Origin of the sequence: Methylotenera sp. 1P/1 (assembly GCF_000384355.1) — a bacterium.
Classification (GTDB): domain Bacteria; phylum Pseudomonadota; class Gammaproteobacteria; order Burkholderiales; family Methylophilaceae; genus Methylophilus.
The window spans coordinates 2390581-2408140 of the sequence record NZ_ARWC01000001.1; the positions used below are offsets into that span (position 1 = coordinate 2390581).

Consider the following 17560-nt stretch of genomic DNA (forward strand, 5'->3'; position numbering starts at 1 on the left):
TTAATATATCCATGCGTAAAACTCTTTTCATTGTGCTGATGTGTCTCGTGGCTACTTGCTTTGCAGGTGGTCAGCGTGAAGAGCCGCTATCGAATAGTGTGAAGGCGGTGATGCAAAAATCCATCAGTGATTTGGCGGCACCGCAGTTGATATTTGATAATCCGGCAGAGGGTGAGGCTTGGCTTGAGCAAATGTCAGTGAGGCTGCAAAAGCGCATTCCTGATGAGACATACAGAAGAGATTTCTTGAGATCAGTCCATTACGAGGCCACGCGGGCAGGGTTGGATCCGCAAGTGGTATTAGGGTTAATCCAGGTGGAAAGTGGGTTCAAAAAATATGCGGTATCGAGTGTGGGCGCGCGTGGTTATATGCAAGTGATGCCATTTTGGGTGCGTAGTATCGGCAGTCAAGATCATAATTTGTTTGATATGCGCCTAAACTTACGCTATGGATGCACAATTTTAAGGCACTATTTAGACATTGAGCGTGGTAATTATTTCCGTGCACTAGGTCGCTACAATGGTAGCCTTGGTAAGCCCCAATACCCTAATTTAGTTGTCAATACTTGGCGTAAGCACTGGGATTACGTAACCGCATCACGTTAAACACCTCGCTTCAAACTCTCCAACTCGCCCTAGATTGGGGCGGTCAAATTTAAAAAAACTTGCAACATGCACCAAAATGAGACTAGACTGCGTTTCAGTTAGCGCATGGCGTTCTTGTGCTTAAAGTTTTAAACAAGGGCTGTATGCACTAACGATTTAGCATAGAAGACTTTTTTAAAAATGAGCAGGACCAAAACAAAGGGAGAACAGAATGTCGAAGTTAACAGCATTGGCAGTAAGTATCGCGGTTTTAGGGGGCGTTTGGGCATTTTTAGCTTTTAATCCATTGGCAAGTGTTGCGCTGGTGTGGGTTGGGTTTATTGCATGGGGGTGTTTTTTCCATACGGGTGGAGACACCGCAGCATTACAAAAAACAATCGCAGGCATGGTGTATGGTGCAGTGATTGCCGGGGTTGCGCTGTACTTGGTGAACTCAGGTATGCTGGCTGGTTTGGGTGTATTGGCAGTGCCAGTCATTATTGCCGTCACTGTATTTTTGTTGGTAATTGTGGCGGGCTGTAACCTTTTGTCTGTTGTGCCTGCTAATGTCTACGGCTATGCAGCTGCAGCTGGTTTGGCGTTAACCGCTGGCTCTGCTGCCAATGTGACTGCATTAGATGCTACTAACCCTGTGATCATGGTGATTATTTCAACTGTCATTGGTGCATTGTTCGGGCTGGCCTCCGGTAAGCTTGCAGGTGCGCTTGGTAAATAGCTTGTTCCTGTAACAAAAGAAAAACCGCATCTCGATGCGGTTTTTTTGTATCTGTTGCGATTGCATTTTATTTGACGACTTTAAACCCACAATAGGTGCCAAACTCGCCTTCGGTTTCGTGATACACAAACAACATATCATTGGTATAGCCGAGTCCGTTGTAATGGTTTTGTGCACGCAACTTCATGTCTTTGGGTAATTCGCTTTTGGCAATAAATTTCCCGGTCAGGTCAAACACCAGCGCTGCTTTGTGATCGACATCCAGCAACACAAGCTCATGGCCTTTGACGCCGGTATACGCAATAAAATGATCGCTGATATCATCGTGCAGAACATTTGGGGTTTTAAAATCCAAGCTAATCTCACTCAGTTTTTCGCGATTCTTTGGATCTACAATCCACACGATATTGCTGCGCTCTTGTTTGGCAAAGTAGCGCTTATTCTCAGCGTCGTAGGTGGGCATGGTAGCAGCATCACCAAACGCAGGGTTAAATTGAATCACTTCGCCAGAGGTGTCTTTGACTTCACCGGTCTCAGCCAAATCGATCGAGTAAATGCCGGTGTTCGGTGAGAAGCCAACACTACTGGAAATATTGTAGGTCACCGTTTCTAGCTTGCCAGTATTGGGGTTGAAGTAGATCGAGCGATTGTCATAGCCTGGCTTGGCCGAGTTGATGTATTTGCCCTCTTTGGAGTATGCATGAATCTCAGACTTGGAGCTGGGTGCTTCAAACTCAGAGCCTATCGGCGCCAATCCGCCATCGGCAATGTAGTAAGTCTGATTGAAAGGGACATAGGCAACGGTCATCGGACGTGTGGTTGGTTTTTTAACCAATGGAATCTTAATGCCTAGTTGCGCCTCGGAGATAACTTCAGCTTGCAGAGACGGCGTGCATAGCGCGCCTGTTGAAATGAAGATAGCCATTAGGCTTGGCTTGAATACAGAGTGGCGCAATTTGAATCCCCGTGTAATAAATACGTATGATAAATAAATGATTGTGATAAGTAGTAGTGCAATCGAATAGTCAATCGACATGGTTTAAGTCAACATAGTTCCTACAGTGTTGCACGCTCAATCAGCATGGCATCCCCATAACTAAAAAAGCGGTATTGTTGCTTAATAGCATGTTCATAAGCCGACATGATGTGGGTGTAGCCAGCAAAGGCTGACACTAGCATCATTAAGGTACTTTTGGGCAGGTGAAAGTTAGTCAGCAAGCGATCCACCACATTAAAAGAATAGCCAGGCGTAATGAAAATATTGGTTTCGCCACTGCCGGCTGACAGTGGTCCGTGTTGTGCTGCGCTTTCTAAAGCTCTCAGCGCGGTAGTGCCAACGGCCAAAATGCGTCCGCCATTTTGACGAGTGGATTGAATCAAGGCCACGGTTTCTTCTGGAATTTGGTAGCGCTCACTGTGCATTTTGTGGGCGCTAATCTCATCTACCTTGACTGGCTGAAAGGTGCCTGCCCCTACGTGTAAGGTCACATAAGCAATACGAACACCCATCGCCTGTATATTACTTAGCATGGTTTCATCAAAATGCAGACCGGCAGTTGGTGCGGCGACTGCGCCAGCATGTTTCGCATATACGGTTTGGTAGCGTGTTTCGTCTTCAGATTCGGCTGCATGTGTAATATAAGGTGGCAGTGGCAAATGCCCATACTGATCCAGCAGATTAAAGATAGACGATGCGTGATGAAATTTGAGTAAAAATAAATCATCTTGGCGCGCGGTGACTTCTACTTCAATGGCATTCTCTAACAGTAGTCGCGCACCGGGTTTGGGTGCACGCGATGCGCGGACATGGGCTAGCGCTTCGTGGTCATTCAGTACACGCTCGATCATGACTTCCACAGCACCTCCTGTCGACTTTTGTCCAAACAGCCGCGCTTTGATCACGCGCGTGTCATTGAAGATAACGAGGTCATGCGGAGATAACCAGTCTGTCAGGTGTGCAAATGTACCGTCCACCAGTTGACCGGAATTGCCATCCACATGTAACAGACGGCTACCATTACGTTTTTCTGCCGGAAATTGTGCAATTAACTCAGAAGGTAAATAAAAATCGAATTCTTGGGTTCGCATAATGCGAATAGCTTGTTATAATAGCGAAGTTGCACATTATATACCTCCTGCCGGGATGGCGGAATTGGTAGACGCACGGGACTCAAAATCCCGCGTTGGAAACAACGTGCCGGTTCGATTCCGGCTCCCGGCACCAGCAATCGTAAAATACATCTGCGATGGCTAGATATTAAGTAAATATAACCGCATAAAATCATCATGGTACGACGCAAGGGCTTGAAAAAGCCCTTTTTTTGTGCTATTTTTCACGGGCTTGTAACAGTTTGTAACAAGTCTTAAGTGTGTTGTTACAAGATTGGTTGTCTGTCACTGGGATTTGTTCCATGCTATCAGTGTTTGATTACAAAATTATTGCGCGACCAAATAACTCCCTGACTTCTGAGGGTGCTTATAAGTTGTTAGCGATTCTTGCAGTGATTGCATTGATGGTTGCGGTGGGGTTTACGCATATTGGGGCATGGTTAGTGTTGCCGTTTGCTGGGTTGGAATTGTTGGCATTTGCGTTAGCGTTCTACTACATTAGGTTGCATGCTGCTGATTTTGAGAGCATTACAATCGATGGTGACCAAGTGCTGGTCGAAAAAAAACACAATCGAGATGTGAGTGCGACAGTGTTTCAGCGTTATTGGACACAGGTCAGTGTGAAAGAGTCCGCAGGCGGTAAGCATGCTCTAATGATTGGATCGCACGGCAAAGAGGTGGAGTTTGGCAAGCATTTTATCGACGATGAGCAGCGACTTGCTCTGGTGCGAGAACTAAAAAAGAAATTAAGAAACATTAACTAAATTTGATTTTGGAGTAATGGAGATGCAAGTGTTTAAAAAAATTGGGGTAGGTTTAGCTGCATTGCTGGCTTCGCTCAATGTATATGCGGATTACAGTTGGAACTTTCCTGAGCCAGTGACCCCAATGGCGTTGGATACATTGCATGTGCATAACAAATTCATGATTATTACTGCGATTATTTTCTTCGCAGTGCTCGCAATTATGATCTATTCAATTTTTGCACACCGTAAAAGCAAGGGTTACAAAGCCGTTGCAGACAAAGCGCCATCTACAGCCGTAGAGATTTTTTGGACACTGATCCCTTTTGCAATTCTGCTCTTAATTGACTTTGTGATCATGGGTATTCCGGCGTACCACAGTGTGGTGATGATGGAAGACACGCGTGATCAATCGAATATGGTCATTAAAATTACCGGTTCACAATGGCGTTGGCAATATGAGTACTTAGATGGTGACGCAAAAGGCATTAAATTCGTCAGCAACTTAGTGACGACAGATGACCAACTGCACAATAAAGCAGAAAAAGGTGAGCACTACTTATTAGAAGTGGATAATCCTTTGGTGTTGCCAGTGGGTGAGAAGGTGCGTATTTTGATGACAGCATCTGATGTGCTACATAACTGGTGGGTGCCTCAGTTTGGTTCATCACGTGTGGCAGTGCCTGGTTTTATTCGTGAAACATGGGTGCAAGTGGAAAAAGCTGGTACTTACCGCGGCCAATGTAAAGAATTGTGCGGTAAAGGTCATGGTTATATGCCTGTAGTGGTCAACGCAGTGCCGATGGAAGAATACAAGGTTTGGGTTGCTAAAAAGCAAGAAGAACAAAAAGCGGCAAGCGAAGTCAAAGAAATGACTAAAGAAGACTTGGTTGCGCAAGGTAAAACTGTATACGAGAAAAACTGTGCTGTATGTCACCAAGTGACGGGTGCTGGTTTGCCTCCTGCTTTCCCTGCACTGACAGGCAGCAAAATCGCAACTGGGCCGATTTTTGGCGCAGATGGAAAATATTTAAAAGACAGTCATCTGGATCGTTTGTTAAACGGTAAAGGTGTCATGCCGGCTTGGAAGGCAACGTTGAATGATACTGAGATTGCTGCAGTCATTACTTACGAAAGACAAGCGCTAGGTAATGCAGCAACTGTAGACCCAATTGTTCAGCCTACGCAAGTTAAAGCGGCACGTGAATAATTAGTATTTTTTTAAATAGTTCTAAGGCGATTAGGAGAGCATTATGAGTACTACAACTGTAGCGCATCATGAAGAGCACAGCGATCACCCAACCGGTATCATGCGTTGGTTGACAACAACAAATCACAAAGACATTGGTACGATGTATCTTACCTTTTCTTTAATTATGTTCTTGGTAGGGGGCTCAATGATTTTGGGTATCCGTGCCGAGTTATTTAAGCCAGGTCTTCAGTTGATGAACCCTGACTTTTTTAACCAGTTGATTGGCGTGCATGCGTTGATCATGATTTTCGCGGCCTTGATGCCTGCAGCCACTGGGTTTGCTAACTGGATGATCCCGTTGCAAATCGGTGCACCAGATATGGCGCTTCCGCGTTTGAATAACTGGGGCTTCTGGTTACTTCCTCCTTCAGCAATTCTGCTTACCCTACCATTTACCTTGGCTTTATTTGGCATTGGCGATGGTGCACTAGCAACAGGCTGGACATTCTATCCACCACTGTCTGTGCAAGGCGGTATTGGTGTAGATTTCGCTATTTTTGCCGTTCACTTATTGGGTATTTCATCTGTGATGGGTTCTATCAACATCATTGTGACGTTATTCAATATGCGCGCACCTGGCATGACGTTGATGAAAATGCCAATGTTTGCATGGGGCTGGTTGATTACTGCATTCTTATTGGTTGCGACTATTCCTGTATTGGCTGGTGCAGTGACCATGTTGTTGACAGACCGTCACTTCGGTACGCACTTCTTTGATGCGGCTGGTGGTGGTGACCCAATCATGTTCCAACACTTATTCTGGTTCTTTGGTCATCCTGAAGTGTATATTTTGTTATTGCCAGTTTGGGGTTTCATTCCACAAATCTTACAAACATTCTCACGTAAACCAATGTATGGCTACAAAGCACAAGTGTACTCACTTTGGGCAATTGGTGCGTTAGCTGTGGTTGTTTGGGCGCATCACTTCTTTACAGCGGGTATGCCTGTGCCTGCATTGCTCTACTTTATGTATAGCACGATGGCGATTTCACTCCCATTGGCCGTGTTGTTCTTCTGCTGGATTAAGACCATGTGGAAAGGCTCCATGACCTTTGAAACACCGATGTTGTTTGCGGTGGGTTGGATTATCTTGTTCGGTATCGGTGGTTTAACCGGCTTGGTATTGGCGGACGTAGCAGCTGATGCGCAATACCACAACAGCTATTTCGTTGTAGCGCACTTCCACTACACACTGTTTGCTGGCGGTATCATGGGTATCATGGCAGGCGTGTACTACTGGTTGCCAAAAATGACTGGTCATATGTACAACGAGAAGTTAGGTAAACTGCATTTCTGGTTAACTGCTATTTCTTTCAACGTGACTTTCATTCCACAATTCTTTGTTGGTTTAGCAGGTATGCCACGTCGTATTCCTGACTATGCATTGCAATTTGCTGAGTTCAATATGATCTCGACAATAGGTGCCTTTATCTTGGGTCTATCGCAATTGTTGTTTGTGTATAACATCATCAGTTGTGCTCGAGGCGGTCAAAAAGCAACAGATAAAGTGTGGGAAGGTGCAGAAGGCTTGGAATGGACATTACCATCTCCACCGCCATACCATAGCTTTAACGAACAACCTGTTATTAAGTAATTTATTGTTGAGTAACTAAGGAAATATGGGGCTTGGTACAGCCAAGTCCTGTTTTAAATGGAACAAAAAGAAGCTTTAAAAAACGCACGCAACAAAAAAATTGCCATCATTATTGGTGCCATTGTGTTCGTTTGGTATGTGGTTTCGATATTTACTGTTTGGCATCAGTGATTTTGACCGGTAAATGTCATTGTAGGTGTGGGTTCAATGGCTGAGCATCATTCGACAGAGCAGAAAGCTGCCAACAAAAAATTGGCCATCAAAGTACTGTATGTGGTCATTGGCTCGTTGCTGTTTGCTTTTGCATTAGTGCCTTTGTACGATGTGTTGTGTTCGATTACCGGTTTAAATGGTAAAACTGACAATACCGCGGCGACGTTGGCAAAAGCAAAAGTAGATGCTTCAAGAATGGTGACGGTACAGTTTGTGTCTGCAGTGATGCCTGGTTTGGGTTGGAACTTTTATCCCAAACAAACGAGTGTGACGCTACACCCTGGTCAGATTGAAACGGTATTGTTTGTGGCAAAAAATACGACCAGTGAAACTGTGTCTGGTCAGGCGGTGCCAAGTGTAACGCCAGGTAAAGCATCAACGCACTTAAAGAAAATCGAGTGTTTTTGTTTCGTGAATCAGGCCTTAAAGTCTGGTGAAACAAAAGAAATGCCGTTAAGGTTTTTTATCAGTCCTGATTTGCCAAAAGATGTGAAGGAATTGACGCTGTCATACTCATTCTTTAAAGCACCGGGTAAGTAATGAAGCAGTAAAGTAATACGCAGTTTAATCGTTGTTAAATATAAATATTAGTATGCTTGGGAGTTAGCGCATGGCAACACATTCTGAAAATCAATATTTTGTGCCACACGGAAGTATTTATCCTTCAATACTTTCTGCTGGTTTGTTATCAATGGCTTCAGGATTTATATTTTCTGTCGCAACGGATCGTGGCGGCAAGTCGCTGGCTTACCTTGAGGGTCCTGGCCACTGGATGATGTACTTTGGTTTAGCCGTTGTGGTATTCATGATGTTCAAGTGGCTGGGCACTGTGATTACTGAGAGTATGACCGGTAAATACAAGAGCTGGGAAGACAAGTCATTCCGCTGGGGTATGGTGGTCTTTATTGCTTCAGAAGTGGCATTTTTCTCAGCCTTCTTCGGTGCTTTATTCTACATGCGCGTACTGTCTGTACCCGATTTGGCGAGTTACGCACCAGACATCACGCCCTACAAAGACTTTTTGGCTGTTTGGCCTTCACAAGGTCCGGGTGGTCATGTACTAGGTGCAGAATACACACCAAACCCTGCTTTTAAACCAATGCACTGGTCTGGTTTGCCACTGATCAACACCATTTTGTTATTAACTTCTGGCGCGACCATTACTTGGGCACATTGGGGTTTGATTAAGAACAATCGTACGCAATTAATTATTGGTATGTTCTTAACAGTAGCATTAGGGATAGCCTTCTTGATTTGCCAAGGCATGGAATACCATCATGCGTATACTGAAATGGGCTTAACGCTTGGTAGCGGTGCTTATGGCGCTACATTCTTTATGCTGACTGGCTTCCATGGTTTCCATGTGACCATTGGTACAATCATGTTGATTGTGATCTTATTACGTTGCATGAAAGGCCACTTTACGCCTGAGCATCACTTTGGTTTTGAAGGTGTGGCTTGGTACTGGCACTTTGTGGATGTGGTGTGGTTAGGCTTGTTTATCTTTGTTTACATGCTGTAATCGGTAGAATGAAAAAAGGGCGATGCAATGCATCGCCCTTTTTATTTATGTTGGCATTTGCGTTAAAGCGAGTGTCCGATAAGCCCAAAATAAGCGGCGATAATCAATGCAGCAAATAAGGTAATGGATAACCCAATTCTCACAGTTAGCGCTTTTACTGTACGGTCATTGCCTCTTTTGTCTTTCATTAAAAAAAACAGTGCCGAGAACAGGCTGCTGACAATGATGATTAACACGAGTACGGTTGCAATTTTAATCCACATGATAATGTCCAATATGTTTACTTTAAAGATTATGCGACTGGCTAATTAAAAATGCAATTTAACTTTCTGTACAATTCGTTTAAGGGCAACTGGCGGTTTGAAACAAATTGGATCAGCATACTGATTGTGCTGGTATGTATTCCACTGTTTATCAAACTTGGTTTATGGCAATACCATAAAGCGGCGACTAAACAGGCGATTCAAGACCAATATCAAACCAGCTTAACGAAAAAAATTGCCCAGTTAACAGATCATTTGAATGCGCCTGAAGCATTACAGTTTCAGCAAGTGCAGGTTTCCGGCCATTATGAGACGCAGTATCAGATACTGATTGATAATCAGGTTGAGGATAGTCAGGCCGGTTTTCATGTCGTGACGCCTTTTAAAATAGAGGGTACTGAGCGCTATGTGTTGATCAATCGTGGCTGGGTTGTAGGCGCTGCTGATCACCAAGCCTTACCTGTATTTGATACATCGACAACAACACAAGAAATTAAGGGCATGGTGTGGATTCCTTCTAGTAAAATATTTACGCTTGAAGAAAAACCGAATACGGCGGCTGAACAGAATAAACCATGGACGCTGGTGTGGCAGCATTTGGATATGAAAAAATATCATCAGCTGGCACCCATTCCGATATTGGATGTCATTATCAAACTGGACCCAACCGTGGCAAAAGATGGGTTTGTAAGAAACTGGCAAATGCCACCCAGTAAAATCATGACCAATCTGGGTTATGCCTATCAATGGTTTGGATTTGCTTTCGCTACCCTAGCGATTTATTTATATACCAGCGTGAAACGCGTGCAAACAAAAGAGTAGATTATGCAAAATGAATTGAATATAGAGGCTGCGCAGCAACGTCGCGGCCGCATGATATTTTTGATGATGGCGGTTTTCTTTATCGTGCCCATCGTTGTGGTCGTCACCATGATTAAAATGGATTGGCGACCTGGTGGCCAAAGTCTTGGTGAGTTAGTGCAACCACCACGCCTACTTCAGGCCGATGCACACTTATTGGATGTGAAAGGTACGGCGCTGCCCAAGTTTTGGGGCGACAAATGGAATATGGTGTATGTGGCCAATGCCTGTGAGCAATCATGCTTAAATAAACTGCACGATATGCGTCAAATCCATGTGTCGACGTATAAAGACATTATCCGTGTGCAACGCGTACTGATAACGCATCAAGCTGATGTGAATGCAATGCAGACGATGTATCCGGATATGCTGATTTTGAATCAATCCGTAGAGAGTATCGATGCGCTGGCCAAACAATTTAATATTCAGGCCGAAGATGCGCTAGTGGGCAACCGCATTTATTTTGTGGATCCGCTAGGTCATCTGATGATGAGCTATCCGCAAACGACCCCAGCAGCCAATATTCGGAAAGATTTGGTTCGACTACTCAAATTCTCTTGGGCGGGATAAACGTATCATGATATTTAAACGATTAAGTCTTATCGCTATGCTCACTGCTCTGTGTTTAGTGTCGTTGGGGGCGTATGTTCGATTGTCTGACGCCGGACTGGGTTGCCCGGACTGGCCAGGCTGCTATGGTGCTTTGACAGTGCCACAAAGTGTAGACGCTATTGCGCAAGCGCAGACGGTGTACCCCCATGCGCCGGTAGAGGCTGGGAAAGCTTGGAAGGAAATGGCACACCGTTATGTTGCTGCTGTATTGGGCTTGATGGTGCTTGCATTGTTTATATTGGGCTGGAAAAACAAATCATCCATTCGCACCTCGCCTTGGGTGACCACTGGCTTAGCTGGCCTCATTGTGTTTCAAGCCTTATTGGGCATGTGGACAGTCACCCTATTATTAAAACCAGTAGTGGTCAGTGCACACTTATTAGGCGGCATGAGCACGTTGGCCATATTAGTATGGATTGCGCACCGGCATTGGGGGACGCAAATTGGACGCCATATGATTCCAGCCAGCTATTACTGGCTGATACGGGTTGCCTTATTGGTCTTGTTTGCCCAAATCTTTTTGGGTGGATGGACCAGTACTAACTATGCAGCATTGGCGTGTACTGACTTCCCTACCTGTCACGGACAATGGCTGCCGGCCATGGATTTTAAAGATGCGTTTCACTTGCATCGCGAATTAGGTGAAAGTGCGGATGGTGGAAATCTTACCTTGGCATCCCTCACTGCGATTCAATGGACACACCGTATCGGTGCAGTCATTACATTGATTTATTTAGGTTTTATGGCAGTAAATGGTTTAAAATACGGCCAATTAAAAACATTAAGTATTGCGTTGTTGTGCGTGCTGTTAGCCCAGATTAGTTTGGGTATCGCTAACCTGTTATTGCATCTGCCTTTGGTGCTAGCGGTTGGCCACAACTTTGGTGCGGCGTTACTCGTTGTGATTGTCGTATTGTTGAATTCAAAAATTACCGCGCAGTCGCGTTAGTGCAATGCGGCATTAAAGACAGAAAAGAGTTTGAATTGAGTGTGAGTTTTGCAAATCAGTTAGATGCGTTTGGCGTCAGTGTTAAAAATTTCTATGCGCTATGCAAGCCACGTGTAACAGCGCTGATTGTATTTACCGCACTCATCGGCATGTTTATGGCCACACCGGGAATGGTGCCGTGGGATATTCTTATCGCTACCACCATCGGCGTTGCATTTTCATCCGGTGCTGCCGCTGCTTTTAATTGTTTGATTGAACACAAAATTGATGCAGTGATGGCGCGCACACGTGGCCGACCTTTGCCAACTGGACAGGTTTCCAATAAAGAAACTATGGTATTTGCCACCATTTTGGGTGGTGTAGGCTTGGCAATTTTATATCTATTCGTGAATCCACTGACCATGTGGCTCACCTTTGCCACCTTTGTTGGCTACGCAGTGATTTATACCGTGTTTCTTAAGCCCGCAACGCCCATGAACATCGTGATTGGTGGAGCATCCGGCGCGATGCCGCCGATACTTGGCTGGGCAGCGGTGAACAATAACGTATCCCCTGAATCACTCATTATGTTCTTGATTATCTTTGCTTGGACGCCGCCGCATTTTTGGGCGTTAGCATTGTATCGCCGTGAAGAGTACGCCAAAGTAGGTATGCCGATGCTTCCGGTCACCCACGGCGAAGCATTTACCTTGCTGCACATCCTGCTCTACACCATTATTTTAGTGGTGGTTTCACTGATGCCGTATGGCTTAGGCATGAGTGGTCTGATTTATTTGGTGTCTTCACTGGTATTGAATGCCGTATTTTTGGCTTATGTGATTGGCTTGTATCGTCAATATTCGGATGATCTGGCTAAAAGAACATTCAAATACTCGATTCTTTATTTGAGCTTGATCTTTGCTGCCTTGTTGGTGGACCACTACTGGAAATATTAATTCTGTTTGATTTCATACGATACAAACGGGCTATGGTAATTCAAAACAATTACTTGTAAGCTTTTGATTACTTATTACTAGAATTAGCATTTATCTATGACCGTATTAGTCACCGGCGGCGCCGGCTACATAGGCTCCCACACTTGCCTGCAATTGCTACAATCTGGCCAAGAGATTGTCGTATTGGATAACTTCTCTAACAGCCAATCCACATCGCTGGCGCGCATTCAACAGATATCAGGTGTCGAGTTCCCAACGATTATCGGCGATATTCGTGATAAAACCGTCCTGAGAGACCTGTTTAGCAAGTACTCGATTTCAAGTGTGATTCATTTTGCAGGCTTAAAAGCAGTGGGCGAATCCACTGAAAAGCCCATGATGTACTACGATAATAACGTGGCAGGTAGCTTGAGTTTATTGCAGGTCATGGCTGAGTTTGATGTCAAAACCATCGTATTTAGTTCATCTGCCACCGTGTATGGTGACCCCGCTTCGGTGCCGATTCGTGAAAATTTCCCTTTGAGTGCGACTAACCCGTATGGGCAAACTAAGCTGATGATTGAGCATATGCTCCGGGATATTTATCAGGCTGATAATACTTGGCGTATTGGGATCCTGCGTTACTTTAACCCAATAGGCGCGCATGAGAGCGGCATGATTGGGGAAGATCCCAATGGGATTCCGAACAACTTGCTACCCTATGTAGCCCAGGTTGCTGTGGGTAAGTTAAAAAAATTAAGAGTATTTGGCAATGACTATCCCACCCATGACGGTACCGGCGTGCGTGATTATATTCATGTGGTGGATTTAGCCGAGGGGCATTTGGCAACGTTGCGCTACTTGGAAAAAGCGCCTAACTTATTGACGGTGAATTTAGGCACAGGTCATGGCTACAGTGTATTGGACGTGGTGAACGCATTTTCCAAAGAATCTGGCATTGAAATTGCTTATGAGTTCATGCCGCGTAGAGCTGGAGATGTTGCGTTGAATTATGCTGATCCAGCATTGGCAAAAACTTTGCTGGGATGGACTGCATCAAGAGATCTCGCGCAAATGTGTGCTGATACGTGGCGTTGGCAATCTCATAACCCATTAGGATATAAAACAGAATAATTGAAGCGGTGCGCGTAAAATAGATTCAACCGCACCAACTTGTTACTCAATAATATAATGAAGTCATCACAGCCGTTAGTTTATAGTAAAGAACTGACTATCCAGTCTTTGATCAAGATGCTGGCAGACCCAGTATTGATGATTGCTTCTCTCGTCATGCTCAGTGTGTACTTTGGCGAGGAATTGGATGAGAAATACTATCTGATCGCCATGCTGATTTTTGCCATTAGCTTTCCTGGCACTTGGTATAAAAACACCTCCATCTGGCAGCAGTTTATAGGTATCCTCACCGACTGGTTTTTCATCGTTGCGGTCATTTTATTCTTCGGTTATTCCACCAGTTACCTCAATGTATTTCCACGCAATATGATTATGTATTGGGTGCTCATCACACCCATACTGATTTTATTGGTACATATTGCGGTCGATAGCTACCTGACCAGTAACCTGTATCGCGAAGCTGTCACGCGCAATGCGGTGATTGTGGGTGTGGGTAATCAGGGCATGCAATTGCGTGATCGCATGGATAGTGATTTGGAACTAGGTCTACAATTCAAAGGCTTCTTTGATGACCGCGATCTCAGCCGTACTGTGCTGGAAGATCATAATAGTTTGCAGCTGATGGGTAGAATCAGCGAGCTGTCTGACTATGTGCGTAAAAACAGCATTGATATTATTTACATCGCGTTACCAATGACTTCGCAGCCTCGGGTGCTCGATTTACTGGACGGCTTAAAAGACACCACAGTGTCTATTTACTTTGTGCCGGATATTTTTGTGTTTGATTTGATCCAAGCACGTATTGACGATGTCGGTGGTATTCCTGTGGTGGCGGTGTGTGAAACACCATTCTCTGGCTTCAACGGCTTTATTAAACGCGCGAGTGATATTGTGCTATCACTGATTATCCTGTTACTGATTTCACCCGTTTTATTGGCAGTGGCGATTGGCGTGAAACTAAGCTCTAAAGGGCCGGTGTTGTTCAAGCAGCGCCGATATGGCTTAGATGCCGAAGAAATTTTGGTCTATAAATTTAGATCCATGACGGTAGAAGAGAATGGCGATAAAGTCACACAGGCCACTAAAAACGATGTACGCATTACACGGTTTGGCCGCTTTATTCGTAAGACTTCTTTGGATGAATTGCCGCAGTTCATCAATGTGTTACAAGGCCGCATGAGTATTGTCGGGCCAAGGCCGCATGCGGTTGCGCACAATGAGATGTACCGTAAAGTGATTAAAGGCTACATGATTCGCCACAAAGTGAAACCGGGCATTACAGGCTGGGCACAGGTGAATGGCCTGCGCGGCGAGACAGATACTGTCGATAAAATGGAAGCGCGTATTGAGTTCGATTTAGACTACTTGAGAAGCTGGTCTTTGTCTTTAGACTTGAAAATTATCGTGCGTACCATCTTACTGGTATTTAAAGACAGAAACGCTTATTAGCGCAGTATTTTAGCGCTCTACACGTTGTTGGTATAAACGTTCGTAAGTATCCATTTCTGCATGTAAACGCACAATGTCATATACCGTGACAGTGCCTAAACCAATCGCCTCATGCGCATAATTTGCACGATGCATTTCCATGGCTTGTATGCGTTCATTTCTTAAATCACGTAACTTATTCAATAATTTCATCGTATTCTCCTGTGAAGTTTTCTTGTTGAATAGCGCCAGTCTACGTATCAATTGTTTCAGTTTGATGAGCATTTCGTCGATAGTCCGCTCTGTACTGCCTAAAAATTCTGCAAGACTTGATTGCATCGTATGGCTTGGCGTATGCTCATTGCATGACTGAACGAGAGCGATGATGTTGACTTGTATGAAAGATAAGCGTTGAAACCTCACCCTAGGCTAATTCAGTGGGCAGCCATATGCCTATTGCTAACACTCGCTACTTGGGTTGGCCATCATTACCAACAAGTGTTGAGTACCACAGGCGTGGTCATGATCTATTTACTTGTGGTGGTGGTCGCGGCTTATTTCTTTGAAATAGCCCTTGCACTTATCTCGGTTGGCGCCGCTTTTGTGGCGATTAACTATTTTTTCATTGCGCCTACCTATACATTCCAAGTGGGGAGTGTGGCGTCATGGGCAAGCCTCATCAGTTTTCTGGTGGTAGCTGTGGTCATTGCTTCTTTGGTTAAGCGGTTACAGTCTCAAACCGCCTTATTTATGGCAGCTTCTAAGCATGCGGAGTTTGCGAGAAAGTTATCTGAGCGGCTAGCGGTGATGGATGATCTGCAACTGCTCGCGCAAGAAGCCTGTGAGCTGCTATCAGGGCAGTATCACATGGCATTTCAAGTGGTAGGCGCACAGCACGCACTCGCTGATGTACTGCAAGGGCCAGATCCGCATGCATTGGCTTGGGTGACTTCGACTGGGCAAACGATTGGCCCATTTACACAAAACTGGCCAGAAAGTCGTTATTGGCTGATTCCATTTAGCCGATTGCCCAGTACCTTGCCGAGTATGTGGATTGCACATGAACAGCTCCCCGATGTGGCGGCGCTGAATAAAAGCACATTGGCTGCTATCCAGTCCCATGTCGAGCAAGTGTCACAAGCATATCAACGGGTGCAACATCATGCACGTGCAAAACAAGCGGAGTGGCAGGCGCAGCAAGAGGCGATGCAAAATGCACTGCTCGCCTCTATTTCGCACGATATGCGTACACCATTGACAGCCATTTTAGGCGCATCGACCGCATTGCAGCAGTTTCCGCTGATTCAGCAAGACAAGCAGATCAGCCATTTGGCTGCGATGATTGCCACGCAGGCGACGTATTTAAGTACCACGACAGAAAATATCTTATCGCTCATCCGTTTAGAGGCTTCTACGCCATTGAGTATTCCCATGGATTGGCAATCGCCGGAGGAAATTATTGGGATTGTAATGACCCATTATCAACAGCGTGGCGAGGCTTTGAATATCCAAACGCGCATAGATGTCAGTGATGCACTGATCAAAGCCAATGCCCATTTATTGACACAAGCGCTTATTAACCTGATTGACAATGCCAAGCAAGCCAGCACGGTGGACGCGCCAATTGTGCTGGAGGTGAGTGCAGAAGATGCATGGTTAGATGTGTCTGTAATAGACCAAGGCCCAGGCTTTGCTGCAGGGTTTGAAGTGACGCAGATTAAAAAATTTTCGACCAAGCGCGCGCACGGGTTAGGCTTGGGCCTGCCGATTGTACAATTGATTGCAAAGTTACATGAGGCACAGCTCATCATTGAAAACCATCCGGAGGATTCAAGCCAGTCTGGCGCGCGCGTCACGCTGCGCTTTCAACGTATGCGGTTTGAGGCTTGACGATGCGACCTATAGTAGAGACTGAATGGCTGCTAACATGTTAGAAAAACCATTGATCCATGTGATTGAAGACGATGTACAAATCAGTGATTTTCTACAGCTCAGTTTGCAGTCGCAGGGGTATGTTGTGAAAACCAGCCGCACGTTAGCGCAGGCGACCGCCGCATTTTTTGAAACCAAACCCGCGCTGGTGATTTTAGATTTGAATTTGCCGGATGGCGATGGCCGCCAGTTTATCCGTGAAGCGCGACAGCAATCAGATATTCCCATTTTGGTGCTATCGGCAAGGCAAATGGAGCAGGAAAAAGTAGATTGTTTTACCGATGGTGCAGATGATTATTTAGCCAAGCCATTTGGGGTGCATGAGTTAGTCGCGCGCGTCAAAGTAGCATTAAAGCGCAGTACCATGATGTCTTTACGCGATCATATTGTGCGCATAGGTCCTTTGATGATTGATCGAGAGCATCAAGCGGTCACGCTCAACGATGAAGCCTTACACCTTACGCCGATAGAGCTGAAGCTGTTACTCATTTTGGCTAGAAAACCGGGTAAGGCTTATTCGCACCGACAACTGCTCACGGAGGTGTGGGGTGCAGAATATGTGGATGATACGCATTACTTACGAATACACATGGGGCGCCTGCGCGCGCGCATAGAAACCAATACGGCAGCGCCTAGTTTTATTCTGACAGAAGCGGGCGTTGGCTACCGGTTAGCGTCTGCCTAACGCACTTTAAAATATAGGCAATGTTTATG

Annotated in this window: 19 protein-coding genes and 1 tRNA gene; 16 read left to right on the forward strand and 4 right to left on the reverse strand. The window is 45.3% G+C overall.

Going from position 1 to position 17560, the window contains the following annotated elements:
- Positions 1-11 precede the first annotated feature (11 nt).
- The gene (locus tag A3Q3_RS0111620) at positions 12-605 is read left to right on the forward strand and encodes a lytic transglycosylase domain-containing protein (protein ID WP_020183760.1); all 594 of its coding nucleotides are present in this window, start codon (positions 12-14) and stop codon (positions 603-605) included.
- A 211-nt stretch (positions 606-816) separates the two neighbouring features.
- Positions 817-1320 carry a DUF1097 domain-containing protein gene (locus A3Q3_RS0111625; RefSeq protein ID WP_020183761.1) on the forward strand — a complete coding sequence of 168 codons (504 nt, stop codon included), beginning with the start codon at positions 817-819 and terminating at the stop codon, positions 1318-1320.
- A 67-nt stretch (positions 1321-1387) separates the two neighbouring features.
- On the opposite strand, the gene A3Q3_RS0111630 is transcribed toward A3Q3_RS0111625, so the two are convergent.
- A complete protein-coding gene (locus tag A3Q3_RS0111630; RefSeq protein ID WP_029647242.1) occupies positions 1388-2245 on the reverse strand; it encodes a hypothetical protein in 858 nt (285 codons plus the stop codon).
- Positions 2246-2376: 131 nt separating this feature from the next.
- Positions 2377-3408 (reverse strand): tRNA preQ1(34) S-adenosylmethionine ribosyltransferase-isomerase QueA, encoded by a 1032-nt coding sequence (queA, locus tag A3Q3_RS0111635; protein WP_020183763.1) that lies wholly within the window; start codon positions 3406-3408, stop codon positions 2377-2379.
- 49 nt (positions 3409-3457) lie between these two features.
- Between queA and A3Q3_RS0111640 the strand changes: the two genes are divergently transcribed.
- The 6 genes from A3Q3_RS0111640 to A3Q3_RS0111670 all read left to right on the forward strand — a co-directional run bounded on the left by A3Q3_RS0111640 (position 3458) and on the right by A3Q3_RS0111670 (position 8753).
- Positions 3458-3544: transfer RNA gene (locus A3Q3_RS0111640), tRNA-Leu, on the forward strand.
- Positions 3545-3731: 187 nt separating this feature from the next.
- Entirely contained in the window at positions 3732-4193 is a 462-nt protein-coding gene (locus tag A3Q3_RS0111645; RefSeq protein ID WP_020183764.1) for a DUF2244 domain-containing protein, read from the forward strand.
- A gap of 22 nt (positions 4194-4215) precedes the next feature.
- A complete protein-coding gene (coxB, locus tag A3Q3_RS0111650; protein WP_025223730.1) occupies positions 4216-5382 on the forward strand; it encodes a cytochrome c oxidase subunit II in 1167 nt (388 codons plus the stop codon).
- Between the two features lie 43 nt (positions 5383-5425).
- Positions 5426-7018, forward strand: a complete 1593-nt coding sequence (ctaD, locus tag A3Q3_RS0111655; RefSeq protein WP_020183766.1) for a cytochrome c oxidase subunit I — start codon at positions 5426-5428, stop codon at positions 7016-7018.
- Positions 7019-7225: 207 nt separating this feature from the next.
- Complete coding sequence (locus A3Q3_RS0111665; protein WP_020183768.1) at positions 7226-7771, forward strand: cytochrome c oxidase assembly protein; 546 nt, start codon at positions 7226-7228, stop codon at positions 7769-7771.
- A 70-nt stretch (positions 7772-7841) separates the two neighbouring features.
- Positions 7842-8753: a cytochrome c oxidase subunit 3 gene (locus A3Q3_RS0111670; protein ID WP_020183769.1), complete on the forward strand. Its 912-nt coding sequence runs from the start codon at positions 7842-7844 to the stop codon at positions 8751-8753.
- A 62-nt stretch (positions 8754-8815) separates the two neighbouring features.
- Here the strand turns inward: A3Q3_RS0111670 and A3Q3_RS0111675 are convergent, their stop codons facing one another.
- Positions 8816-9016, reverse strand: coding sequence for a twin transmembrane helix small protein (locus tag A3Q3_RS0111675; protein WP_020183770.1), 201 nt, complete (start codon positions 9014-9016; stop codon positions 8816-8818).
- Positions 9017-9067: 51 nt separating this feature from the next.
- Between A3Q3_RS0111675 and A3Q3_RS0111680 the strand changes: the two genes are divergently transcribed.
- From A3Q3_RS0111680 to A3Q3_RS0111705, 6 genes are all read left to right on the forward strand, one after another.
- On the forward strand, positions 9068-9838 hold the full coding sequence (locus tag A3Q3_RS0111680; protein WP_020183771.1) for an SURF1 family protein: 771 nt from the start codon (positions 9068-9070) through the stop codon (positions 9836-9838).
- A 3-nt stretch (positions 9839-9841) separates the two neighbouring features.
- Positions 9842-10447: a hypothetical protein gene (locus A3Q3_RS0111685; protein WP_020183772.1), complete on the forward strand. Its 606-nt coding sequence runs from the start codon at positions 9842-9844 to the stop codon at positions 10445-10447.
- A gap of 7 nt (positions 10448-10454) precedes the next feature.
- Complete coding sequence (locus tag A3Q3_RS0111690) at positions 10455-11438, forward strand: heme A synthase (protein ID WP_033424961.1); 984 nt, start codon at positions 10455-10457, stop codon at positions 11436-11438.
- Positions 11439-11473: 35 nt separating this feature from the next.
- Positions 11474-12373, forward strand: coding sequence for a heme o synthase (gene cyoE / locus A3Q3_RS0111695; protein ID WP_051086479.1), 900 nt, complete (start codon positions 11474-11476; stop codon positions 12371-12373).
- A gap of 96 nt (positions 12374-12469) precedes the next feature.
- The gene (gene galE / locus A3Q3_RS0111700) at positions 12470-13486 is read left to right on the forward strand and encodes a UDP-glucose 4-epimerase GalE (protein ID WP_020183775.1); all 1017 of its coding nucleotides are present in this window, start codon (positions 12470-12472) and stop codon (positions 13484-13486) included.
- Positions 13487-13543: 57 nt separating this feature from the next.
- Complete coding sequence (locus tag A3Q3_RS0111705; RefSeq protein ID WP_020183776.1) at positions 13544-14935, forward strand: undecaprenyl-phosphate glucose phosphotransferase; 1392 nt, start codon at positions 13544-13546, stop codon at positions 14933-14935.
- A gap of 9 nt (positions 14936-14944) precedes the next feature.
- Here the strand turns inward: A3Q3_RS0111705 and A3Q3_RS13940 are convergent, their stop codons facing one another.
- On the reverse strand, positions 14945-15253 hold the full coding sequence (locus A3Q3_RS13940; protein ID WP_020183777.1) for a hypothetical protein: 309 nt from the start codon (positions 15251-15253) through the stop codon (positions 14945-14947).
- A 72-nt stretch (positions 15254-15325) separates the two neighbouring features.
- Between A3Q3_RS13940 and A3Q3_RS0111715 the strand changes: the two genes are divergently transcribed.
- Together A3Q3_RS0111715 and A3Q3_RS0111720 are read left to right on the forward strand one after the other, a co-directional pair.
- Positions 15326-16804 carry a DUF4118 domain-containing protein gene (locus A3Q3_RS0111715; protein ID WP_081623280.1) on the forward strand — a complete coding sequence of 493 codons (1479 nt, stop codon included), beginning with the start codon at positions 15326-15328 and terminating at the stop codon, positions 16802-16804.
- A gap of 37 nt (positions 16805-16841) precedes the next feature.
- The gene (locus tag A3Q3_RS0111720; protein ID WP_026361902.1) at positions 16842-17531 is read left to right on the forward strand and encodes a response regulator; all 690 of its coding nucleotides are present in this window, start codon (positions 16842-16844) and stop codon (positions 17529-17531) included.
- Positions 17532-17560: the final 29 nt, after the last annotated feature.

Bases quoted from the DNA above. Each gene is read 5' to 3' on its own strand.
- A3Q3_RS0111620 (WP_020183760.1), top strand. From the start codon at position 12: ATGCGTAAAACTCTTTTCATTGTGCTGATGTGTCTCGTGGCTACTTGC.
- A3Q3_RS0111625 (WP_020183761.1), top strand. From the start codon at position 817: ATGTCGAAGTTAACAGCATTGGCAGTAAGTATCGCGGTTTTAGGGGGC.
- A3Q3_RS0111630 (WP_029647242.1), bottom strand. From the start codon at position 2,245: ATGGCTATCTTCATTTCAACAGGCGCGCTATGCACGCCGTCTCTGCAA.
- queA (WP_020183763.1), bottom strand. From the start codon at position 3,408: ATGCGAACCCAAGAATTCGATTTTTATTTACCTTCTGAGTTAATTGCA.
- A3Q3_RS0111645 (WP_020183764.1), top strand. From the start codon at position 3,732: ATGCTATCAGTGTTTGATTACAAAATTATTGCGCGACCAAATAACTCC.
- coxB (WP_025223730.1), top strand. From the start codon at position 4,216: ATGCAAGTGTTTAAAAAAATTGGGGTAGGTTTAGCTGCATTGCTGGCT.
- ctaD (WP_020183766.1), top strand. From the start codon at position 5,426: ATGAGTACTACAACTGTAGCGCATCATGAAGAGCACAGCGATCACCCA.
- A3Q3_RS0111665 (WP_020183768.1), top strand. From the start codon at position 7,226: ATGGCTGAGCATCATTCGACAGAGCAGAAAGCTGCCAACAAAAAATTG.
- A3Q3_RS0111670 (WP_020183769.1), top strand. From the start codon at position 7,842: ATGGCAACACATTCTGAAAATCAATATTTTGTGCCACACGGAAGTATT.
- A3Q3_RS0111675 (WP_020183770.1), bottom strand. From the start codon at position 9,016: ATGTGGATTAAAATTGCAACCGTACTCGTGTTAATCATCATTGTCAGC.
- A3Q3_RS0111680 (WP_020183771.1), top strand. From the start codon at position 9,068: ATGCAATTTAACTTTCTGTACAATTCGTTTAAGGGCAACTGGCGGTTT.
- A3Q3_RS0111685 (WP_020183772.1), top strand. From the start codon at position 9,842: ATGCAAAATGAATTGAATATAGAGGCTGCGCAGCAACGTCGCGGCCGC.
- A3Q3_RS0111690 (WP_033424961.1), top strand. From the start codon at position 10,455: ATGATATTTAAACGATTAAGTCTTATCGCTATGCTCACTGCTCTGTGT.
- galE (WP_020183775.1), top strand. From the start codon at position 12,470: ATGACCGTATTAGTCACCGGCGGCGCCGGCTACATAGGCTCCCACACT.
- A3Q3_RS0111705 (WP_020183776.1), top strand. From the start codon at position 13,544: ATGAAGTCATCACAGCCGTTAGTTTATAGTAAAGAACTGACTATCCAG.
- A3Q3_RS13940 (WP_020183777.1), bottom strand. From the start codon at position 15,253: ATGCAATCAAGTCTTGCAGAATTTTTAGGCAGTACAGAGCGGACTATC.
- A3Q3_RS0111720 (WP_026361902.1), top strand. From the start codon at position 16,842: ATGTTAGAAAAACCATTGATCCATGTGATTGAAGACGATGTACAAATC.